The 16,915-nt window shown below is 73.7% G+C and carries 16 protein-coding genes; 12 read left to right on the forward strand and 4 right to left on the reverse strand.

Annotation, left to right across the window (positions count from 1 at the left end):
• The first annotated feature begins 48 nt into the window (after positions 1–48).
• Genes HMPREF3159_RS12705 through HMPREF3159_RS12720 form a run of 4 tightly spaced genes read left to right on the forward strand, consistent with a single transcriptional unit; the run spans position 49 to position 5,468 of the window.
• Positions 49–1,086, forward strand: coding sequence for an ABC transporter substrate-binding protein (locus tag HMPREF3159_RS12705; RefSeq protein WP_070501393.1), 1,038 nt, complete (start codon positions 49–51; stop codon positions 1,084–1,086).
• Positions 1,087–1,092: 6 nt separating this feature from the next.
• A complete protein-coding gene (locus HMPREF3159_RS12710; RefSeq protein ID WP_070501394.1) occupies positions 1,093–2,856 on the forward strand; it encodes an ATP-binding cassette domain-containing protein in 1,764 nt (587 codons plus the stop codon).
• Positions 2,853–4,520 carry an amino acid ABC transporter ATP-binding/permease protein gene (locus tag HMPREF3159_RS12715; protein WP_070501397.1) on the forward strand — a complete coding sequence of 556 codons (1,668 nt, stop codon included), beginning with the start codon at positions 2,853–2,855 and terminating at the stop codon, positions 4,518–4,520. The genes HMPREF3159_RS12710 and HMPREF3159_RS12715 overlap by 4 nt, the downstream gene beginning before the upstream one ends.
• A gap of 36 nt (positions 4,521–4,556) precedes the next feature.
• Positions 4,557–5,468 (forward strand): hypothetical protein, encoded by a 912-nt coding sequence (locus tag HMPREF3159_RS12720; RefSeq protein WP_070501399.1) that lies wholly within the window; start codon positions 4,557–4,559, stop codon positions 5,466–5,468.
• A gap of 15 nt (positions 5,469–5,483) precedes the next feature.
• On the opposite strand, the gene HMPREF3159_RS12725 is transcribed toward HMPREF3159_RS12720, so the two are convergent.
• A complete protein-coding gene (locus tag HMPREF3159_RS12725; protein WP_070501400.1) occupies positions 5,484–6,128 on the reverse strand; it encodes a dihydrofolate reductase family protein in 645 nt (214 codons plus the stop codon).
• 52 nt (positions 6,129–6,180) lie between these two features.
• Positions 6,181–6,930: an AraC family transcriptional regulator gene (locus HMPREF3159_RS12730; RefSeq protein WP_070501402.1), complete on the reverse strand. Its 750-nt coding sequence runs from the start codon at positions 6,928–6,930 to the stop codon at positions 6,181–6,183.
• 171 nt (positions 6,931–7,101) lie between these two features.
• Between HMPREF3159_RS12730 and HMPREF3159_RS12735 the strand changes: the two genes are divergently transcribed.
• Positions 7,102–7,740, forward strand: a complete 639-nt coding sequence (locus HMPREF3159_RS12735) for a dihydrofolate reductase family protein (RefSeq protein ID WP_070501404.1) — start codon at positions 7,102–7,104, stop codon at positions 7,738–7,740.
• Positions 7,741–7,840: 100 nt separating this feature from the next.
• On the opposite strand, the gene HMPREF3159_RS12740 is transcribed toward HMPREF3159_RS12735, so the two are convergent.
• Positions 7,841–8,050, reverse strand: coding sequence for a CsbD family protein (locus tag HMPREF3159_RS12740; protein ID WP_070501406.1), 210 nt, complete (start codon positions 8,048–8,050; stop codon positions 7,841–7,843).
• A 333-nt stretch (positions 8,051–8,383) separates the two neighbouring features.
• Here HMPREF3159_RS12740 and HMPREF3159_RS12745 point away from each other — a divergent pair, with 333 nt between their 5' ends.
• Positions 8,384–9,481, forward strand: coding sequence for a 3-deoxy-7-phosphoheptulonate synthase (locus HMPREF3159_RS12745; RefSeq protein WP_070501407.1), 1,098 nt, complete (start codon positions 8,384–8,386; stop codon positions 9,479–9,481).
• A 21-nt stretch (positions 9,482–9,502) separates the two neighbouring features.
• On the opposite strand, the gene HMPREF3159_RS12750 is transcribed toward HMPREF3159_RS12745, so the two are convergent.
• Positions 9,503–10,258 (reverse strand): SDR family oxidoreductase, encoded by a 756-nt coding sequence (locus HMPREF3159_RS12750; protein ID WP_070501409.1) that lies wholly within the window; start codon positions 10,256–10,258, stop codon positions 9,503–9,505.
• Between the two features lie 151 nt (positions 10,259–10,409).
• Between HMPREF3159_RS12750 and HMPREF3159_RS12755 the strand changes: the two genes are divergently transcribed.
• The 6 genes from HMPREF3159_RS12755 to HMPREF3159_RS12780 all read left to right on the forward strand — a co-directional run bounded on the left by HMPREF3159_RS12755 (position 10,410) and on the right by HMPREF3159_RS12780 (position 16,912).
• Complete coding sequence (locus HMPREF3159_RS12755) at positions 10,410–11,171, forward strand: DUF5701 family protein (protein WP_210388876.1); 762 nt, start codon at positions 10,410–10,412, stop codon at positions 11,169–11,171.
• Positions 11,172–11,213: 42 nt separating this feature from the next.
• Positions 11,214–12,644: a DUF1990 domain-containing protein gene (locus tag HMPREF3159_RS17985; protein ID WP_141748223.1), complete on the forward strand. Its 1,431-nt coding sequence runs from the start codon at positions 11,214–11,216 to the stop codon at positions 12,642–12,644.
• Between the two features lie 156 nt (positions 12,645–12,800).
• A complete protein-coding gene (locus HMPREF3159_RS12765) occupies positions 12,801–14,504 on the forward strand; it encodes a carbon starvation CstA family protein (protein ID WP_070501411.1) in 1,704 nt (567 codons plus the stop codon).
• A complete protein-coding gene (locus tag HMPREF3159_RS12770; RefSeq protein ID WP_062948399.1) occupies positions 14,501–14,764 on the forward strand; it encodes a cory-CC-star protein in 264 nt (87 codons plus the stop codon). Before HMPREF3159_RS12765 ends, HMPREF3159_RS12770 begins: the two co-directional genes overlap by 4 nt.
• Positions 14,755–15,882: an ArsA family ATPase gene (locus HMPREF3159_RS12775; protein ID WP_246821633.1), complete on the forward strand. Its 1,128-nt coding sequence runs from the start codon at positions 14,755–14,757 to the stop codon at positions 15,880–15,882. The genes HMPREF3159_RS12770 and HMPREF3159_RS12775 overlap by 10 nt, the downstream gene beginning before the upstream one ends.
• A complete protein-coding gene (locus HMPREF3159_RS12780) occupies positions 15,872–16,912 on the forward strand; it encodes a LacI family DNA-binding transcriptional regulator (RefSeq protein ID WP_070501413.1) in 1,041 nt (346 codons plus the stop codon). The genes HMPREF3159_RS12775 and HMPREF3159_RS12780 overlap by 11 nt, the downstream gene beginning before the upstream one ends.
• The last annotated feature ends 3 nt before the right edge of the window (positions 16,913–16,915 follow it).

Here is a 16,915-nt window from a genome sequence, read left to right on the forward strand (position 1 = left end):
GGCCACCCGTCGCCACCCCCACCACCCACGACACGGACAGGACAACTCATGCATCACCTCACCCGACGCGGTCTCGGCCGCACCTCCCTGCTCTCCCTGGGCACGCTCGCGGCCCTGGCCGCCTGCGCCTCCGCGGACAGCGACGATCGCGCCGCAACCTCCGCCGCAGGCGCCTCCGACGCCGGCGGTACGGAGGCAGAAGGCACCTGGCCACGCACCGTCACGATCGGCGGGGCCGAGGTGAGGCTCGAGAGCGCGCCGCAGCGCATCGTCGCGGTCTCCACCGAGACCGGCGACCTCGCCCTCGAGCTCGTCGGGCCCGAGCGCGTGGTCGGCGTGGTCGAGGGAGCGCAGGACCCCTCCAGTGCCAACCAGTCCGACCTCGCCCAGCAGGTCGAGCACACCGTCGTCGGCGCACCCTCGCCGGATCCCGAGCAGGTCCTGGCGCTCGCACCGGATCTGGTCCTGCTCACGCAGCGCCACGGCGACGAGGAATCGGTGGGGGAGTCGCTGACTGCCTCCGGCGTGCCCTGCGCGGCCTTCGTCTCCTCCGACTTCGACTCCCCGCAGTCCGTGATCGATGTGATCACCGGCCTCGGGGAGCTCCTCGGGGCGGAGGATGCCGCCGCACGCGTCACCGCCGCCGTGCAGCAGCAGGTCGACGAGGTCACCACCGCCGTCGAGGCCGCGCAGGACGCCCCGCGGACCCTGGGACTGTTCGCCCGCGGCCCGTCGACCATGATGTTCGCGGACTCCTCCTCGACCAGCACCCTGATCGAGCTCGCCGGGGGCACCTCGATCGCGACGGAGGCCGGATGGCGCTCCGCCCCTGCCGCCGATCCGGAGGTGCTCATCGACGCCGCCCCCGAGGTGATCCTGGTCCAGGACTTCCACGGCGCGGGGATGGGTCCATTCGCCTCCCTGCTGGAGAGCCCGGCGCTCGCCGAGGTACCGGCGGTTGCGGAGGGGCGCGTTCACCTCGTCGACGCGCTGACCACCTCGGGCACCGCCGGGTCACGGCTGGGGGAGGGCCTGCGCCAGATCGCCGCGGCGCTCCACCCGGACCTCGTCGACGAGGAGGCTTGAGCACCCGTGTGGATCCGTGAGGCGCTCTGCGATCCGCCGGCCGGATCCCGTACGGCCCTGGTGCTGACCTGGGCGCGGACCCTCACGCTGGCCGGGGCGACCGTCTGCCTGGGCGCCGTGGTGGACGCCGCGCTCGCCGGTCGTGCTCTCACCCCGCCCGCGGTGTCCGCCCTCGTGCTCGTGGTGCTCGCCGCCGCGGCGGGGACCGGTGCCGAGGCCAGGGTGGGGCGCATGGCGCAGGAGGCGGAGACCGACTGGAGGCAGCGGGTGATGCGCTCTGCCCTCGCCCCGGGTCCCGGCGCCGAGGACGGGCTGACGCTCGACGCCGCCACGGCCGGAGTCGAGAAGGTCGCCGACTATCGCGCCGGCTTCCTCACCCCCACGCTCGCCGCCTTCACCGCCCCGCTGTTGGTGCTGGCACTGTGGGCGGTGGTGATCGACACGGTCGGTGCGCTCGTGCTGCTGTGCGCGATCGCGCTGGTACCGCCTCTGATCGTGCTCGGCGACCGAGTGCTGCGCCGCTCGAACGGTGCGTTCCGTCGTGCGCAGAGCCGGGCCGCGGCAAGCTATCTCGAGCTCGTGGAGGGACTGTCCACGCTGAGCGTGCTCGGCGCCGGAACCCGGGTGCTGTCCGCCTATGCGGAGTCGGCGCGGGGGTCGATGCGTGAGCTCACTCGACTGCTCGCGCGCAACCAGATGGTGATCGTGGTGCACGACGCCGTGTTCGGGGTGCTGATGGGGTGCGTCGCCGTCGCCCTGGTCCTGCACGGACTGGACAGTGGACGGATCGGCCCCGGTCAGGCCCTGTCCGGGATCCTGCTGATCGTGCTACTGCAGGAGCCGATGGGCAGGATCGGGCGCACCTTCTACGTCGCCCTCGGCGGCCGGGCCCGACGCGATCAGCTCGACGACCTCGTCGCCGGCGACCCGACCGAGGCTGCCTCCGCAGACGGCGCAGACCGCGCAGGCGGAGAGCCTCCCGCAGTCGAAGCGCCCGGCGACGACCAGCGCGCCCCATCGATCGCCCTGCAGGGCCTGGTCTTCGCGTGGGGGAGCACCCCTGTGCTCAACGGGGTGGACCTCGACTTCCCCGCCGGCGCGCGGATCGCCCTGGTCGGCCCCTCCGGCGCGGGGAAGACCACCCTCATGCGGGTGCTCGGCGGGCTCGAGGACCCCTCCCGCGGCACGATCCGGCTCGACGGTGTCCCGGCTGACGCCGGCACGCGCCGCCGCCGCTGCGCAAGCCTCGGCCAGCACGTCGACCTGCTCTCCGGAACGTTCGCCGACAATCTGCGCCTGGTCGCCCCGTCGGCCGATGCGAGCGCTCGCGCGCGCGCCCTCGAAGCGGCCGGGCTCGCTGCCGACCTGCGCACCATGCCCGAGGGTGAGCGGACGCGGGTCGGAGACGGCGGTGCCCTGCTCTCGGGCGGACAGCGCCGCAGGCTGGGTCTGGCGCGGCTGCTGATCCAGCGCCGCGGCCTCGTGCTGCTGGACGAGCCCACCGCAGACCTTGACCGCGCGACCGCACAGCTTGTGCGCGCGCGGCTCGACGCCTGCCTGCACGGCTGCACGGTGCTCGAGGTCTCCCATCGCCTGCGGCACACGCTGGACGCGGATCTGGTGGTCGTCCTCGAGCACGGGACCGTGACGGACTGCGGTCCGCCCGCGCTCGTGCGCTCCCGCCCTGGCTACTACGCCGACGCACTCGCAGCGGAGTCCGTCGACCCGGTGACCGCCGAACAGACGCTCGCCGACGGAGCGGCGCGATGACGGATCTGCGCTGGCTGCTCGCCCTCGCCGCCCGCGAGCGGGCGCTGCTCGCCCTCTCCGCACTCTGCAGGATCCTCGGGCACGCGGCGTCGGCCGCGCTCCTCGCCCTGCCCGCGTGGACGATCGGTGCCGCGCTCACCGGCGGGCGGACCGCGCCGATGGCCGGACTCCTCGCCGACCTCGTCGCGCTCGCGCTCACCGCGGGGACGCTGCGCTATCTCGAGCAGCTCACCGGGCACCTGGCCGCGTTCCGTCTCCTGGGCGAGCTGCGGATCCTGGTCATGGAGCGACTCCTCCCGCAGGCTCCGGCGGTGACCGACGCGGGCGGGTCGGCCCGCGTGCTGGATGTAGCGGTGCGGGAGGTGGACCGCATCGAGGTGTTCTTCGCCCACACCCTTGCTCCCGCGCTCAGCGCCGCCGTCCTCCCCGTCGCGGCGATCACGCTCACCGCCGCGACCGCGGGCCCGACCACGGCTTCGACGCTGGCCCTGGTCCTCGCGGCGGGCTGGGTCGTCCCCATCCTCGGCCGCGGCCCGGACCGCGTGACCGCTCGCGAGCTCGGCCGACTGCGCGGCGATCTCACCCAGCACGTCGCGGACTCCCTGAAGGCGCGAGAGGTGATCCTCGGTGCCGGGACCCGCGCGCAACGTCTCGCGGAGATGCGCGCGCTCGACGACGGGCTCGGAGCGGCGTTGCGGTCCCGGGCCCGCCGTGCGGGCCTCCGTCATGGTGCGAGCGCCCTGCGTCTGTGGGGCGGCACGCTGCTCGTGCTCCTGGTCGGACTCACCTCGGCGCCGGAGGTCCTGCCCGCCGTGCTCATGGCGGCGGCGCTCGTGCATGCGACCGCGTCCGAGTTCGACACCCTGGAGCGCCTTGCCGTGTCGCTGCCTGCCGGTCTCGACGCGAGCCGGCGCGTCCGGGAGCTCACCGAGGCCGCTCCGCTCGTCGCGGAGCCGGGGACGCCGTGTGATCTCGCCGGTCCCGGGTCGAGCATGGAGGCGTCGGCCGCCGCACTGACCGAGGTGACCTTCGGCTACCCCGGACGGCCGGTCCCGGTGCTCGACGCCGTCGACCTGCGCCTGCCACCCGGAGCCACCCTCGGCGTCACCGGGCCCACGGGATCGGGCAAGTCGACGATCGCACGTCTCCTCCAGCGCCACCGCGATCCGAGTGCGGGCGCCGTCTCGCTCGGCGACGTCGACGCACGATATCTCGGCTCCGCCCAGGTGCAGCGGATCGTGGCGGTCGCGGACCAGGAGCCGTTCCTGCTCGAGGGGACCGTCGCCGAGAACCTGCTCGTGGCCGACCCCGACGCCTCGGAGCAGGACATGCGGGATGTCCTGCGCACGGCCTGCTCGCCGCTTCCGCTCGATCGACCCGTCGGGCCGCGCGGCAGCGCGCTCAGCGGGGGCGAACGGCAGCGGCTCGCCCTCGCCCGCACCCTTCTGCGCGCCTCCCGGGCACCCGGAGGGATCTCGGCAGCGGTGCTGGTGCTCGACGAGGCCACCAGCCACCAGGATCCCCTCACCCAGGAGCGGATCGTGGCCGGCGTGCAGGGGACCGGAGCGTCCACCGTGGTCGTCGCCCACCGCCTCGAGGCGCTGCGCGGAGCGGACCACGTGATCCGACTCGAGAACGGCCAGGTGGTGCCCGGGCGGCGGTGATCGCGTCCGGCGCGACCAGGCGTCATCATGGACGGCATGCCGGAGCAGCACAGCACGCGACACGACCACCAGGAACGCCGTCGTCCTCCGGACGCGGGCTCCGACCCCGTCGACCTGTCGGTCGTCTTCTCCTCCGCGCCGCCGCCGGAGCCCGAGGAGCCTGCGCCCGCCGCCGCGGAACCGACCGGCTGGCCCTGGTTCCTCCCGCAGGACGGGCTGCACCGCGAGGACCTCGAACGGGCGGCCGACCTCGACGAGGATCCGTCCGCCGCCGCCGGGGCGCTCGCGCGGATCCCGCTGGTGCGTGGCGCCGTGACCCTGCTCGAGCACGTCGGCGACGGCCTCCCGCTCGGCCCCGAGGGCGAGCTGGCCGCGGCCGACGTCCGCGCCCTGGCCCAGGCCCTCGACCTCGGCGACGCGGAGCCCACCACGATGCGGGAGATCGGAGGGATCGTCGGCCCCTGGAACGCGCTCGTGGCCGGGGGCTGGCTGACCGCGGAAGGCACCGAGGTCATGCCGGGGGAGGGGATGGTGCCGGCGGCCGACGAGGCCGAGGACCCGGCCGGCTTCGTCCGCTTCGCCCGCGCCCTGATGGTGCTGCTTGTCCTGGAGAGCCTGCGGCAGGATCCGGAGGAGGGCGGACTGTTCGGCGGCCCGGACACCTTCACCGCGCTGCTGCACACGGTCGCGCCCGAGGGGCTGCTGCTCCCGGGCACGATCCGCGTCGCGCTCGACCGCGGCCTGGTCCCTCAGGATCCCGCCGGGGATCCCGACGTCGACGAGATCACCCGGTACTGGCAGGCCGAGCGGGACCTCTCCACCCTCGCCGCCTACGGGCTGCTGGAGAGGGAGGAGACGCCGGACGGGCAGGACGTCCGCGTCCGCGGCACCGCCGAGGTGCTCATCGAGGCGTACGGCGCGCTCGAGATGCTCGAGGAGCTCAGCTGACCGAGACCTGCTCGGTCACCGCCGCCACAGGAAGCAGTGCTCGACGCCGCTCGGCGCCATGACCTTCTCCAGGTGGAAGCGGTCCTCGAGCTCCTCGGGGCGCTCCCACAGACGCAGCCCGTGCCCGTATTCGACCGGCGCGATCGAGACGTGCAGCTCGTCGATCAGGTCCGCGTCGAGGAACTCCCGCACGGTGGTGACCCCGCCGCCGATCCTCACGTCCTTACCGCCCGCGAGTTCCTTCGCCCGCGCGAGGGCCTCGGCGGGAGAGGCGTTCATGAAGTGGAAGGTCGTCTCGCCGACCACCAGTGGCTCCCGCTCGTAGTGGGTGAGCACCACGACAGGGGTGTGGAACGGCGGCTCCTCGCCCCACCAGCCGATCCAGCCGTCGTCGGTCCAGGGCCCGCGCTGGTGGCCGAACTTGTGCCGGCCCATGATCTCGGCCCCGATCCCGTGGTCGAAGTCCCGGGTCAGGCGGTCCTCGAAGCCGCGGGTGCCGACGCCGGGCTCATGGGACGGGAAGCTGGCGGTGGCGAAGCCCCAGCCCAGCAGCTCCATGGGGTCGACGTGCCCGAAGGGCTGCTCGAAGGTCTGGTCCTCGCCGGCGCCGATCCCGTCGCGGGAGACGCCGAAGTTCTGCACACGCACACTCTGGGTCATGGGGGAGTCCTCTCGGAGGCGGTCTCCATGGTGCGCCTCGCAGCGCCGCCTGTCACCGGTCGCGGCCCGTCGACCGTCCCGGAGCCGCGGCGCCCGCCCCTTCTCGGGGGCTGTACAGCAGCGAGAGCGGCCGGGCATGGCGTCCCTGCGCGAGCTCGGTCGCGGTCCGGCCGATGAACCGGCCGAGCGCCCGCGAGAGATGGGACTGGTCGTAGAAGCCCAGCTCATGCACCACCTCGAGGATCGGGACCCCGTCGCCGAGCCTCAGCGCCGCCTCGCGGGCCCGCGCGATCTGCCGGATCGTGCCGAGGGTGAGCCCGGTCGTGGCGTGGACCCGGCGCTGCACGGTGCGGGGAGAGACCGTCGGCGCCAGCCCGTCGAGGACGTCGGCGACCAGGGCGTCCCGCACGAGGACCCCGTCGGTGACGAGCCGCTCCACGAGCTGCTCCGCGGCGTCGTAGGTCGGCAGCGGGTACGAGCCCTCGCGCAGCAGGAACGCGCCGTCCCGCACGGGCCGAGGCGGGGTCTCGGCGTCGACCAGCCCGGTCACCGGCAGGTGCGGCATGTGCACGCCGTGCGCGAAGAGGATCCCGAGCGAGGAGGAGTCGAGCGGGACCGGGGCGGTGGTCGCGCAGGTCTCCGGGCCCCGCACGGAGGTCAGCAGCTGCTCGCCCTCGGTCCAGACCACCAGCTCCCACGTCGAGTTCGCGACCGAGGTCATCGTCTCCACCCCGCTGGCGTGCGCGCGCCACAGCTGCGCGACGAACGGCGAGACCGAGGGCCGGTGCTCGATCCGGATCATCGCGCACCGGTGTCCGCGCTGCGGTGTCGCATGGACACATAGTCGCCGGGAGGACACCTCGGGTCGATGCGTTATCGGGGTCCTGGTCGGGGAAGGTGTCGTTCCCGTCCAAGACCGGACCGCCCCCGTCGGCCGAGACTCGACCCCGACCCGCCCCCTTCGAGAGGACCGATGATGATTCTGACCGTGAACACCTTCCTCACCGTCGACGGGGTGATGCAGGCGCCGGGCGCCGCCGACGAGGACTCCTCGGGCGGGTTCACCGCCGGCGGCTGGCAGGTGCCGTACACCGCCGACGCCGACTTCGGCGAGATCGTCACCTCCTGGCTCGAGACCCCGCACACGGCGCTGCTGGGCCGGACCACCTTCGAGATGTTCCGCGCCTTCTGGCCGCAGGTCGATGACAGCGACCCCGTGGCACGGGCCATCAACCACACACGGCGCTATGTGGTCGCCCATGCCGGCTACGAGCCGGACTGGGGCGAGACCACCGTGATCGACAGCGCCGACCCGCTGCCCGCGATCGCCCGGCTGAAGGCGGAGGGGGAGCTGAAGGTCAGCGGCAGCGCGCAGCTCGCCGCGGCCCTCCACGAGGCCGGGATGATCGACGAGTACCACCTGATCGTCTTCCCGGTGGTGGTCGGCGGCGGCAAGCGCCTCTTCGCCGACGGGTCACCGCCGCGCGGCTTCGCAGTGCGCAGCACCCGCACCACCGCGAGCGGCGCCGTGCATCTCGTGCTCTCCCCCGAGCCGTTCCGGTCCGGCGAGTACGCGGTCGAGGACGGGCAGGAGGTCACCCGGCTGGAGTGAGCGCCCGCGGCGGAGACGCCGGAGCGCACGACGAGGGCGGCCCCACCTGGTGGAGCCGCCCTCGGGGATTCACGTGCGTCGGGCCTCGGCCCGGCGGCGGTCAGTCCTTCTTGTCCTGGCCGCCCAGGCCGTTCAGCGCGCCCTTGACGGTGTCGCGGGCGTCCTGGAGCTTGTCCTTCGCGTCGGCCTTGCCCTGCTGGGCCTGGCCCTCGGCCTGGGTCTCCTTGTCGCCGGTCAGCTTGCCGAGGCCCTCCTTGGCCTGGCCGCCCAGCTTGTCCTTGCTGTTCTCGAACTTCTCGTCGGTGCTCATCGCGGACCTCCTCGGTCGAGTGGACGCACGGCTCCCGTGCGATGCCCCGAGCCTACGCGCCGACCCTGCACGCCGTCCGACCCTCCGGTCGAACGGCTCGGCCTCACATCTCCGCCTCGACTCCCGGGATGGCGCGGGCGCCGGAGACGTGTAGGGTGCCTCCCATGCAGAAGCGTTGGCAGTTCTATGCGAAGTCGGCTCCGGAGGGGCCAGCCGCCGTATAGCGCCACCGACCCTCTCCAGAGCCGACAAGGGCAGAGCATCCGCTCTGCCCTTCGCCATTCCCGGCGGGCTCTGCAGCAGCGGGTCCGCCCCACCCGGAGGACAGGACCCATGACCCTTCTCGCCACCACCCCCGTCCAGGCCGACGCCGATGTCGCCCCCGACCGTCACGTCGCGGGCTTCACCGCGCTGCCCACCCCCGCCGAGCTCCGCGCCGAGATGCCGCTGACCGGCGTCTCCGCCGCCCAGGTCGCCGCGCACCGCGAGCAGATCCGCGACGTGCTCACCGGCGCCGACGACCGCCTGCTGGTCGTCGTCGGCCCCTGCTCGATCCATGACCCGGAGGCGGGGCTCGACTACGCCCGACGTCTCGCGGACCTGCGCGCCGAGGTGCAGGACGACCTGCTGCTGGTGATGCGCACCTACTTCGAGAAGCCGCGCACCACCGTCGGCTGGAAGGGCCTGATCAACGACCCGCACCTGGACGGCTCCCACGACATCGCCGCGGGGCTGCGCACCGCCCGCGCCTTCCTCCGCGAGGTCACCGCGCTCGGCCTGCCCGCCGCGACCGAGTTCCTCGAGCCGATCAGCCCTCAGTACATCGCCGACCTCATCAGCTGGGGTGCGATCGGGGCACGTACCACCGAGTCGCAGATCCACCGCCAGCTCGCCTCGGGACTGTCCATGCCGATCGGGTTCAAGAACGGCACCGACGGCGGGATCCAGGTCGCGCTCGACGCGCTCGGCGCGGCCTCCGCCCCGCAATCCTTCCTCGGCATCGACGCCGACGGGAGGGCGGCACTGGTCGCCACGACCGGCAACCCCGACCTCTCCCTCATCCTGCGCGGCGGGGCCGACGGGCCGAACTTCGCCCCCGCCCAGGTCGCGGAGGCCGCGGGCCGGCTGGAGGCGGCAGGGCTCCCGCAGCGCCTCATCATCGATGCCTCCCACGCCAACAGCGGCAAGGACCACGTGCGCCAGCGGGAGGTCGCGGGGCTGCTGGCCGAGCAGGTCGCGACAGGTGGCGCCGCGATCGCCGGGATCATGCTCGAGAGCAACCTCCTCGGCGGCGCGCAGAAGCTCGACCCCGAGGTCGGCCCCGTCGGGCTCGTCCGCGGCCGCTCGGTGACTGACGCCTGCATGGGCTGGGACGCGACCGAGGAGGCGCTGCGCGAGCTCGCCGCCGGGGCACGCCGCCGTCGGGGCTGAGCGGCTCGGGCTCCCGGCTCCTCAGCCGCGGTGGTCCTCTGAGTCCAGCCACTGCGCGAAGGTCATCTCGCCGATCCTCGCGGTCGTGGGGTCGCCGCGCAGCGCCCCGGAGGCCAGTCCCCGCCAGTAGGTGCCGGGCAGCCGCAGCTCGAGCACGCGCCGGGAGATCCCGTCGTGCGCGTACTGGCGGCGGATCATCGTGGCGAGGGTGGTCTCCTCGGGCCCGATCAGGTCCGGGGCGCGCCGAGCGGGGCCGTCCTCCGCGAGATCCACCAGGTGGTGCCCGACCTCGCGGGCGGCGACCGGCCGGGAGAGCATCCGCGGGGCGAGGGTGAGCGGGCCGAGCGTGGTCTGCGCGATGATCTGGCCGGCGAACTCGTGGAACTGGGCGGCGCGGGCGATGGTGTGCGGCAGCGCGGAGGCCTCGACCCGCCGCTCCTGGGCGAGCTTTCCCGCGTAGTAGGCGGCATCGGCCGCCTCCAGCCCGACGATCGAGAGCAGCACGTGATGGCCGACGCCGGCGCGCTCCTCCGCCTCGAGCAGGTTCCTGCTGGTGGCGCTGAAGAACTCGGTCGCCTTCCGGGCGTTCTGGGTGGTGATGCTCAGGGCGTCGATGACGACGTCGGACCCCTCGAGCGCGGCGTCCAGCCCCTGCCCGGTGAGCACGTCGACGCCCTCGCGGCGGCTCAGCACCGCCGTGTCGTGCCTGCGGTGTCGAGCGGCCTCGGTGATGCGTCGTCCGACCATGCCGGTTCCCCCGGCGATCGCGATCCTCATCCTGACCCTCTCCTCGGTCCCGGCGCTGCCGCCCACTCTTCCCTACCCGGCCCCGCCCGTCGAGCGGACCGAACCCCCGTGCGCACACTTCGGCGTCCTGTTCATGACCTCAGACCGCCAGAGGCGCCGAGGCTACGCAGGGAGCGCAGAAGTGTGCACCGCCTCCCGCCGACCACTGCCCGGCAGCATCGCGGCGGGGAACATTCCCGTCAACGCCCGCGTTGTCCCCGGTCCGTCTCATCCCGCCCGCCGCTTCCTCCGAGGAGCTCCCATCACCGCCTCCACAGCCCTGCCCACCCTCGCCGCCCAGGCCGAGCGCCTGATCGCGCTCGACCTCCACACCGTCGCGGGTCTCTCGGCCGACGCGCTGCGCGGGACCGCAGAGCGCGCCGGCGCCGATCGCACCGACGCGCTGCTCGCGATCGACCCCGCCCTCGCCCCGCCCTCGTCCCTCGCCCCGCTCCTGCGGCGCGGCGAGAAGCCGGGCTTCGTCGTCGAGGACATGACCGACGTCGACGCCTTCGCCCCGACCGGCCTCGACCTGCCCGACGCGCCGCTCTACCTCGTCCAGGCCCCGGAGCGCGGCGACGAGTTCGAGAACGCCTCCCCGGCCGAGGCGCTCGAGTGGATCACCGCCGCGGGACGCAGCCCGCTGCTGCTCACCGAGGGGCTGCTCTGGGTGCTGCAGGTCCCCGAGGTCCTCGAGCGGAACCACTCCTTCATGACGATCGGCTCCCGGGCCCGGAAGTCGAGCGGCACGCTCGACTCCCGCACCCCCGCGCTGTGGATCTCCGGCGGCGCCGGCCGCGACGGGAAGGAGCGGAAGGACGCGCCGAAGCTCGGCTGGTGCTGGTGGAACAACCGCCGCACCTGGCTCGGCATCGCCTCGGCGGGCGGACGCACGGCCGGCTGAAAGACGTGGACTCCGCCCGGTGCCGCGGATAGCCTCCGCCTCATGACCGACGACGAGACGCCCACCTGGTGGCAGGAGCATCACGCCTTCCTGCAGGAGGGCGAGATCGACGCCGGCCCGCCCTTCTCTCCGCAGCTGCTCGACCTGCTCGCGGACGTCGAGCGCAGCTTCGCCGTGACCGGTGCCGACACCCCGCCCTGGCCAGACCCGCATCTCGGGCCCGACGGCGAGGACATCCCCGTGCGTGAGGAGGAGTACAGCCGCTGCCTCGACCCCGGCAAGCACAGGATCCTCGCCGCCCGCGCCGAGGCCTGGGCCCAGGTGCTCGTCGCGAAGGGCTGGGCCGAGCGCGAGGAGATCGCGGACAGCGCTGCCCTGACCTGGCTGACCGACCCGCTGGTCACCACTCACCGAGCGACGGTCCTGCGCCCGCACCGACCGGGCGCGCAGCCCCTGCTGCTGGCCCGCACCGCCCCCGACGGGCAGGACGGCGACCGTGATCTGGCCCCGGCCGACGCACTGCTGCCCGGGCTCGTCGTCGGCGCCGGCGACCCGCCGCTCCCGGTCGAGACGATCCCGGACTGCGGCTGCGACGCCTGCGACTCCGGCTCCCGCGATCTGCTCGAGCAGCTCGACCAGGTGATCCTCTCGATCGTCGACGGCTCCTACGAGGCCCTGATCTCCCCGCGCGGACGCAGCGACCGCTCCTCCTTCGGCGCCTCGGCCGGCGCCGGCGTCGACCAGCCCGAGGTGAACGCCGTCCTCACCGCCGGCCCCTGGGTCGAGGGGTGGACGCCGCGACCGATGGATCCGATGCTGGACCCGGGGGAGGAGCCGTGGGCGGAGGAGATGCTCCGCGAGCCCTGGCCCTCCCGTCGGCTGGACACGGTGATATGGGCGCTCCCGAGCCCGCTCGCCCGGCGGCTCGACGCGCTCCGCCCGGGCCACGCGGGGACCGTCACCTCCCGCGCGTACATCGCGCTCGAGGCCGTCGGGGAGCAGGAGGTCACCGTCCCCCTCGACGCGCTCGAGAACCCGCCGCCGGGGTTCCGTCGCCTGCACCGCAGCACCGTGCTCCTCGGCGCGGACCTCGAGGACGCGCGGGCGCGCCTCTTCCGCTGGAACCTGCACCGACGTGCCGGGCTGGGGGTCTCCGCGTCGCACACCCCGCTGCGCGAGGGCGCCGAGGTGCATCTCCGGATCGGGGCGGGACCGCTGCGGATCACCGCCCCGTGCCGCGTCCTGCGGGTGATCGACGAGCCGGACCGCGCCGGCTTCGCCTATGGCACCCTGCCCGGCCACCCCGAAGCCGGGATCGAGCAGTTCCTGCTGACCCGCACCCCGACGGGCCTGGTGCGACTCCACCTCGACGCCGTCTCCCGACCGGCGACCTGGTACGCGCGTCTCGGCGCCCCCGCGGCCCGACTCGTCCAGTCCCTCGTCACGACGCGGTACCTGCGCGCGCTGACCTGATCGCCGCTCGAGCTCCACCCGTCGGCCCGTGGCCTGCCCTAGAGTGGACCCACGCGCTCGACGAGGACGCGGAGGAGCCGGAGGCCGAGGGAGGTCGCCCGTCCCCGCACCACGACGGTCGCGCTTCCCCGCCCCCGCCCCGAAGGACGACTCCTCGTGAACTCCCTGGTCCTCGCCATCGTGGGAGTCGGCATGATGATCGCCGGCTACCTGCTGTACTCGCGCTATCTCGCCAAGAAGGTGTACCGGCTCGACGCCGGCTTCCGCACCCCCGCTCATGAGCTGCAGGACGGGGTCGACTACGTCCCCACCAACAAGTTCGTGCTGTGGGGCCACCACTTCACCTCCGTCGCCGGCGCCTCGCCGATCGTCGGCCCCGCCGTCGCCGTGATCTGGGGCTGGGGCCCGGCCTTCCTCTGGGTCACCCTCGGCACCGTGTTCTTCGCGGGCATGCACGACCTCGGCGCGCTGTGGGCCTCGGCCCGCAACCGCGGCCAGTCCATCGGCACCCTCGCCGCGAAGTACATCGGCCGCCGCGGCAGCCGGCTGTTCCTCGTGGTGATCTTCCTGCTGCTGCTCATGGTGAACACCGTCTTCGCCGTGGTGATCTCCGGGCTGCTGGTCTCCACCCCGTCGGCCGTGATCCCCACCTGGGGAGCGCTCGTGGTCGCGGTGCTGGTGGGGCAGGCGATCTACCGCCTGAAATGGAACCTGCCGATCGTGTCGGTGGTGGGCGTGGTCGCCCTGTACAGCCTGATCCTGCTCGGCGACAGGTTCCCCGTGGCGCTGCCGGAGGGCTTCCTCGGCATCGGCGCCGAGCCGTTCTGGATCCTGGTGCTGTTCGTCTACGCCGGCATCGCCTCGATGCTGCCGGTGTGGGTGCTGCTGCAGCCGCGCGACTACATCAACGGCCTGCAGCTGTTCGTCGGCCTGGCCCTGCTGTACGGCGCGGTGCTGATCTTCCGCCCCGAGGTCGTCGCCCCCATGCTCAACCAGGCCGTGCCCGAGGGGACCCCGGGCATGATGCCGCTGCTGTTCGTCACCGTCGCCTGCGGCGCGATCTCCGGTTTCCACGGCATCGTCTCCTCCGGCACCTCCTCCAAGCAGCTGGACAAGGAGACCGACGCGCGGTTCGTGGGCTACTTCGGCGCGGTGGGCGAGGGCCTGCTGGCGCTCGGCGCGATCATCGCGACCACCGCCGGCTTCCGCACCCTCGCGGACTGGGAGGCGGTCTACTCCGCGTTCAACGAGGGCGGCGTGGAGGCGTTCGTGGTCGGCGGCGGCTCCATCCTGAACGCGGGCCTCGGCATCCCGACCTCCCTGTCCGCCACGATCCTCGCCACCATGGCGGTGCTCTTCGCCGCCACCACCATGGACACCGGGGTGCGCCTGCAGCGCTTCGTGGTCCAGGAGATCGGGCAGATCCTCGGCCTGCGGCTCGGCACCTTGGTCGCGACCGCGATCGTGCTCGTGGTGTGTCTGGCCCTCGCCTTCGGCGCCGGTTCCGGGGGCACTGGTGGCATGGTGATCTGGCCGCTGTTCGGCACCACCAACCAGATCCTCGCCGCGCTGACCCTCGCGATCCTCGCCGTGATGCTCACCCGCAAGCGCCGCCCGGTGCTGCCGGTCCTGCTGCCGCTGCTGTTCGTGCTCTTCGTGAGCGTGTTCGCGCTGCTGGTGCAGGTGGGTCAGTACGCGGCCGAGGGCAGCTGGCTGCTGCTGGTCCTCGACGTCATCATCCTCATCGCCGCGGTGTGGGTGATCGTCGAGTCCGCGATCGCGCTGACCCGCGCGCGGACGGAGCCGCCCGAGGTGGAGGGCGCCGACGAGGAGCCGCTCGAGGACTCCTCGGCCCGATGACGGTCTCGTCCCGTCTGCGCGCCCTGGCCGAGGGGCTGCACGAGTTCTACGTCGGCCCCTACCGGCGCACCTTCGCCCGCGCGCAGCGGGACGAGGACGACCTGTTCCGCATGCTCGTGATGAGCGAGATGCTCGGCGTCCCCAACCCCGCCTCCTACTACACGGCCGAGCTGCTCCCGGTCCTCTACGACGGCTTCCACGACTGGCACCGCAGGATGGGGATGGAGCGCTCGCCGCTGGAGGAGTACCGATGCTGCTGAGCCTCGCGCGGTCCCGCCGCGTGCTCTTCCTCGGCGGGAAGGGCGGGGTCGGCAAGACGACCCTCGCCTCGGCGGTCGCCCTCGACGCCGCCCGCTCCGGCAGGCGCGTCCTCGTCGTCTCGACCGACCCCGCCCACAACCTCGGCCATCTGTGGGAGCGGCGCATCGGCGACCGGGTCACGCCGCTGGCCGACGGGGCTGACGGGGGCTCCCTGCACGGCATCGAGATCGACCCCGACGCGACCACCGACCAGCACCTGCGCGACGTCGCCACCACCCTCAAGCGGCTCATGCCCCGCACCCTCCACGGCGAGGTCGACAAGCACATGGACCTCTCCCGCCGCTCCCCGGGCACCCACGAGGCCGCGGTGCTCGAGCGGATGACCGAGCTGGTCGAGCGGGGGCGGGAGGAGTTCGATCTGGTCGTCCTCGACACCGCCCCGAGCGGCCACACAGCCCGCCTGATGGCGCTGCCGGAGGTGATGACCGCCTGGACCGACGGGCTGCTCGCCCGGCGGGAGAAGTCCGCCCGGCTGGGCGCGGCACGGCGCGGACTGGAACGGCGCGGATCCGGCCGACGAGGGGAGGGCGACCTCGGCACCTCCGTGCTCGGCTCCACCGCGCCGCGGGACCCGCTCGAGGAGCGCGACGAGGAGATCCGTGCGATCCTGCTGCGCCGCCGCGACCGGCTCGCCGGACTGCGGGAGACCCTCACCGACCCCTCCGCGACCTCCTTCGCGATCGTGCTGGCCGCCGAGCGGCTGCCGGTGCTGGAGACGATCGAACTGCACGAGGAGCTCACGCGGACCGGCGTCCACGTCGGCGCGCTCGTGGTGAACAAGCGCTCGCCCGCGGACCGCGGCGACTTCCTCGCCCGCCGCCGCGCGGTGGAGGAGGAGCATCTCGCCACCCTCCGCACCGCCCTGCCCGAGGTGCCGTGCCAGGAGGTCCCGCTGGGGGAGGAGGACGTCGTCGGCCCTGCGGCGCTCGCCCGGTTCGCCGAGCTGCTCGACCCCGCGGCCACAGGCGGCCCCGGGGCGCGTCGCGACTGGACTCGCGGGACCCGCGCCGGACGGCGCGAGGAGACGTGCCGAGGAGGACCGCCGCATGACCAGTGACGACGGCGGCCGGCCGACGCGCGGCCCCGTGACCCTCGCGGACGTCGCCCGCGAGGCCGGCGTCTCGATCGCGACCGCGTCCTTCGTGCTCTCGGGCCGCGGCGGCCTGCGCTCGGCGGGCTCCGCCGAGACGAAGGCGAAGGTGCGCGCCGCCGCGGAGCAGCTCGGCTACGTCCCCAACCGTCACGCGCAGGCCATGCGCACCGGCCGCGGCGGCGGGATCGTGCTGGCGCTGGGCACGCTCGAGGACCCCTGGGGCGTGCAGCTCGCCACCCGGGTCCGCGACCGGGCCCTGGCGCACGAGCTGTCCACCCTGGTCCTCGCCGACGAGCGCTGGTACGAGTACCTCCTCGGCGCCTCCGCCGACGCCGCCCTCATCACCAGCATCGACTTCGTCCCCGAGGGGCCCGAGCAGATGCGGCGCCTGGCCCGCTCGACCCAGACGGGGCTGGTGGCCTTCAGCGCGCAGATGGAGCCCGAGGGCTTCGACGTCGTCTCCTCCTCGCCGCTGCCCGCCATCGGCAGCGCCTACGCGCGGCTGCGCTCGCGGCACGAGCGGGTGCACCTGCTCGCCCCGGAGGTCGACCGGCCCGGCGGCGTCCTCGCCCATCAGCGCACCCGTGCCTTCCTCGAGGCGGCCCGCGCCCACGGCGACGACGCCGAGGCGCTCGTGCACGTCGTGCCCGAGGGCAGCCACGACACCTACCGCGCGGCGCTCGACTGGCTCGCGGGCCCGGACCGGCCCGTCGCGGTCGTCTGCTTCACCGGCTACCAGGCGGTGGCGCTGCAGCTCGCGGCCGAGCGGGCAGGCCTGTCGGTCCCGGACGACCTCGAGTTCGTCGCGATCGGCGACATCCCCGCCAGCTCGGAGTTCTTCGGACCGATCAGCGTCTACGGCGTCGAGGACGTCTTCTCGCGGTTGGCCGGGATCCTGGTGGACCGGGCGGTGGACCGCACCGACCGGCCGGGGACCACGCACGTCTTCGACTGGCGCTTCTTCCCCGGCACCACCACGGCCGACGACGCCTGAGCG

It is taken from the genome of Brachybacterium sp. HMSC06H03, assembly GCF_001807385.1.
Lineage (GTDB): Bacteria > Actinomycetota > Actinomycetes > Actinomycetales > Dermabacteraceae > Brachybacterium > Brachybacterium conglomeratum.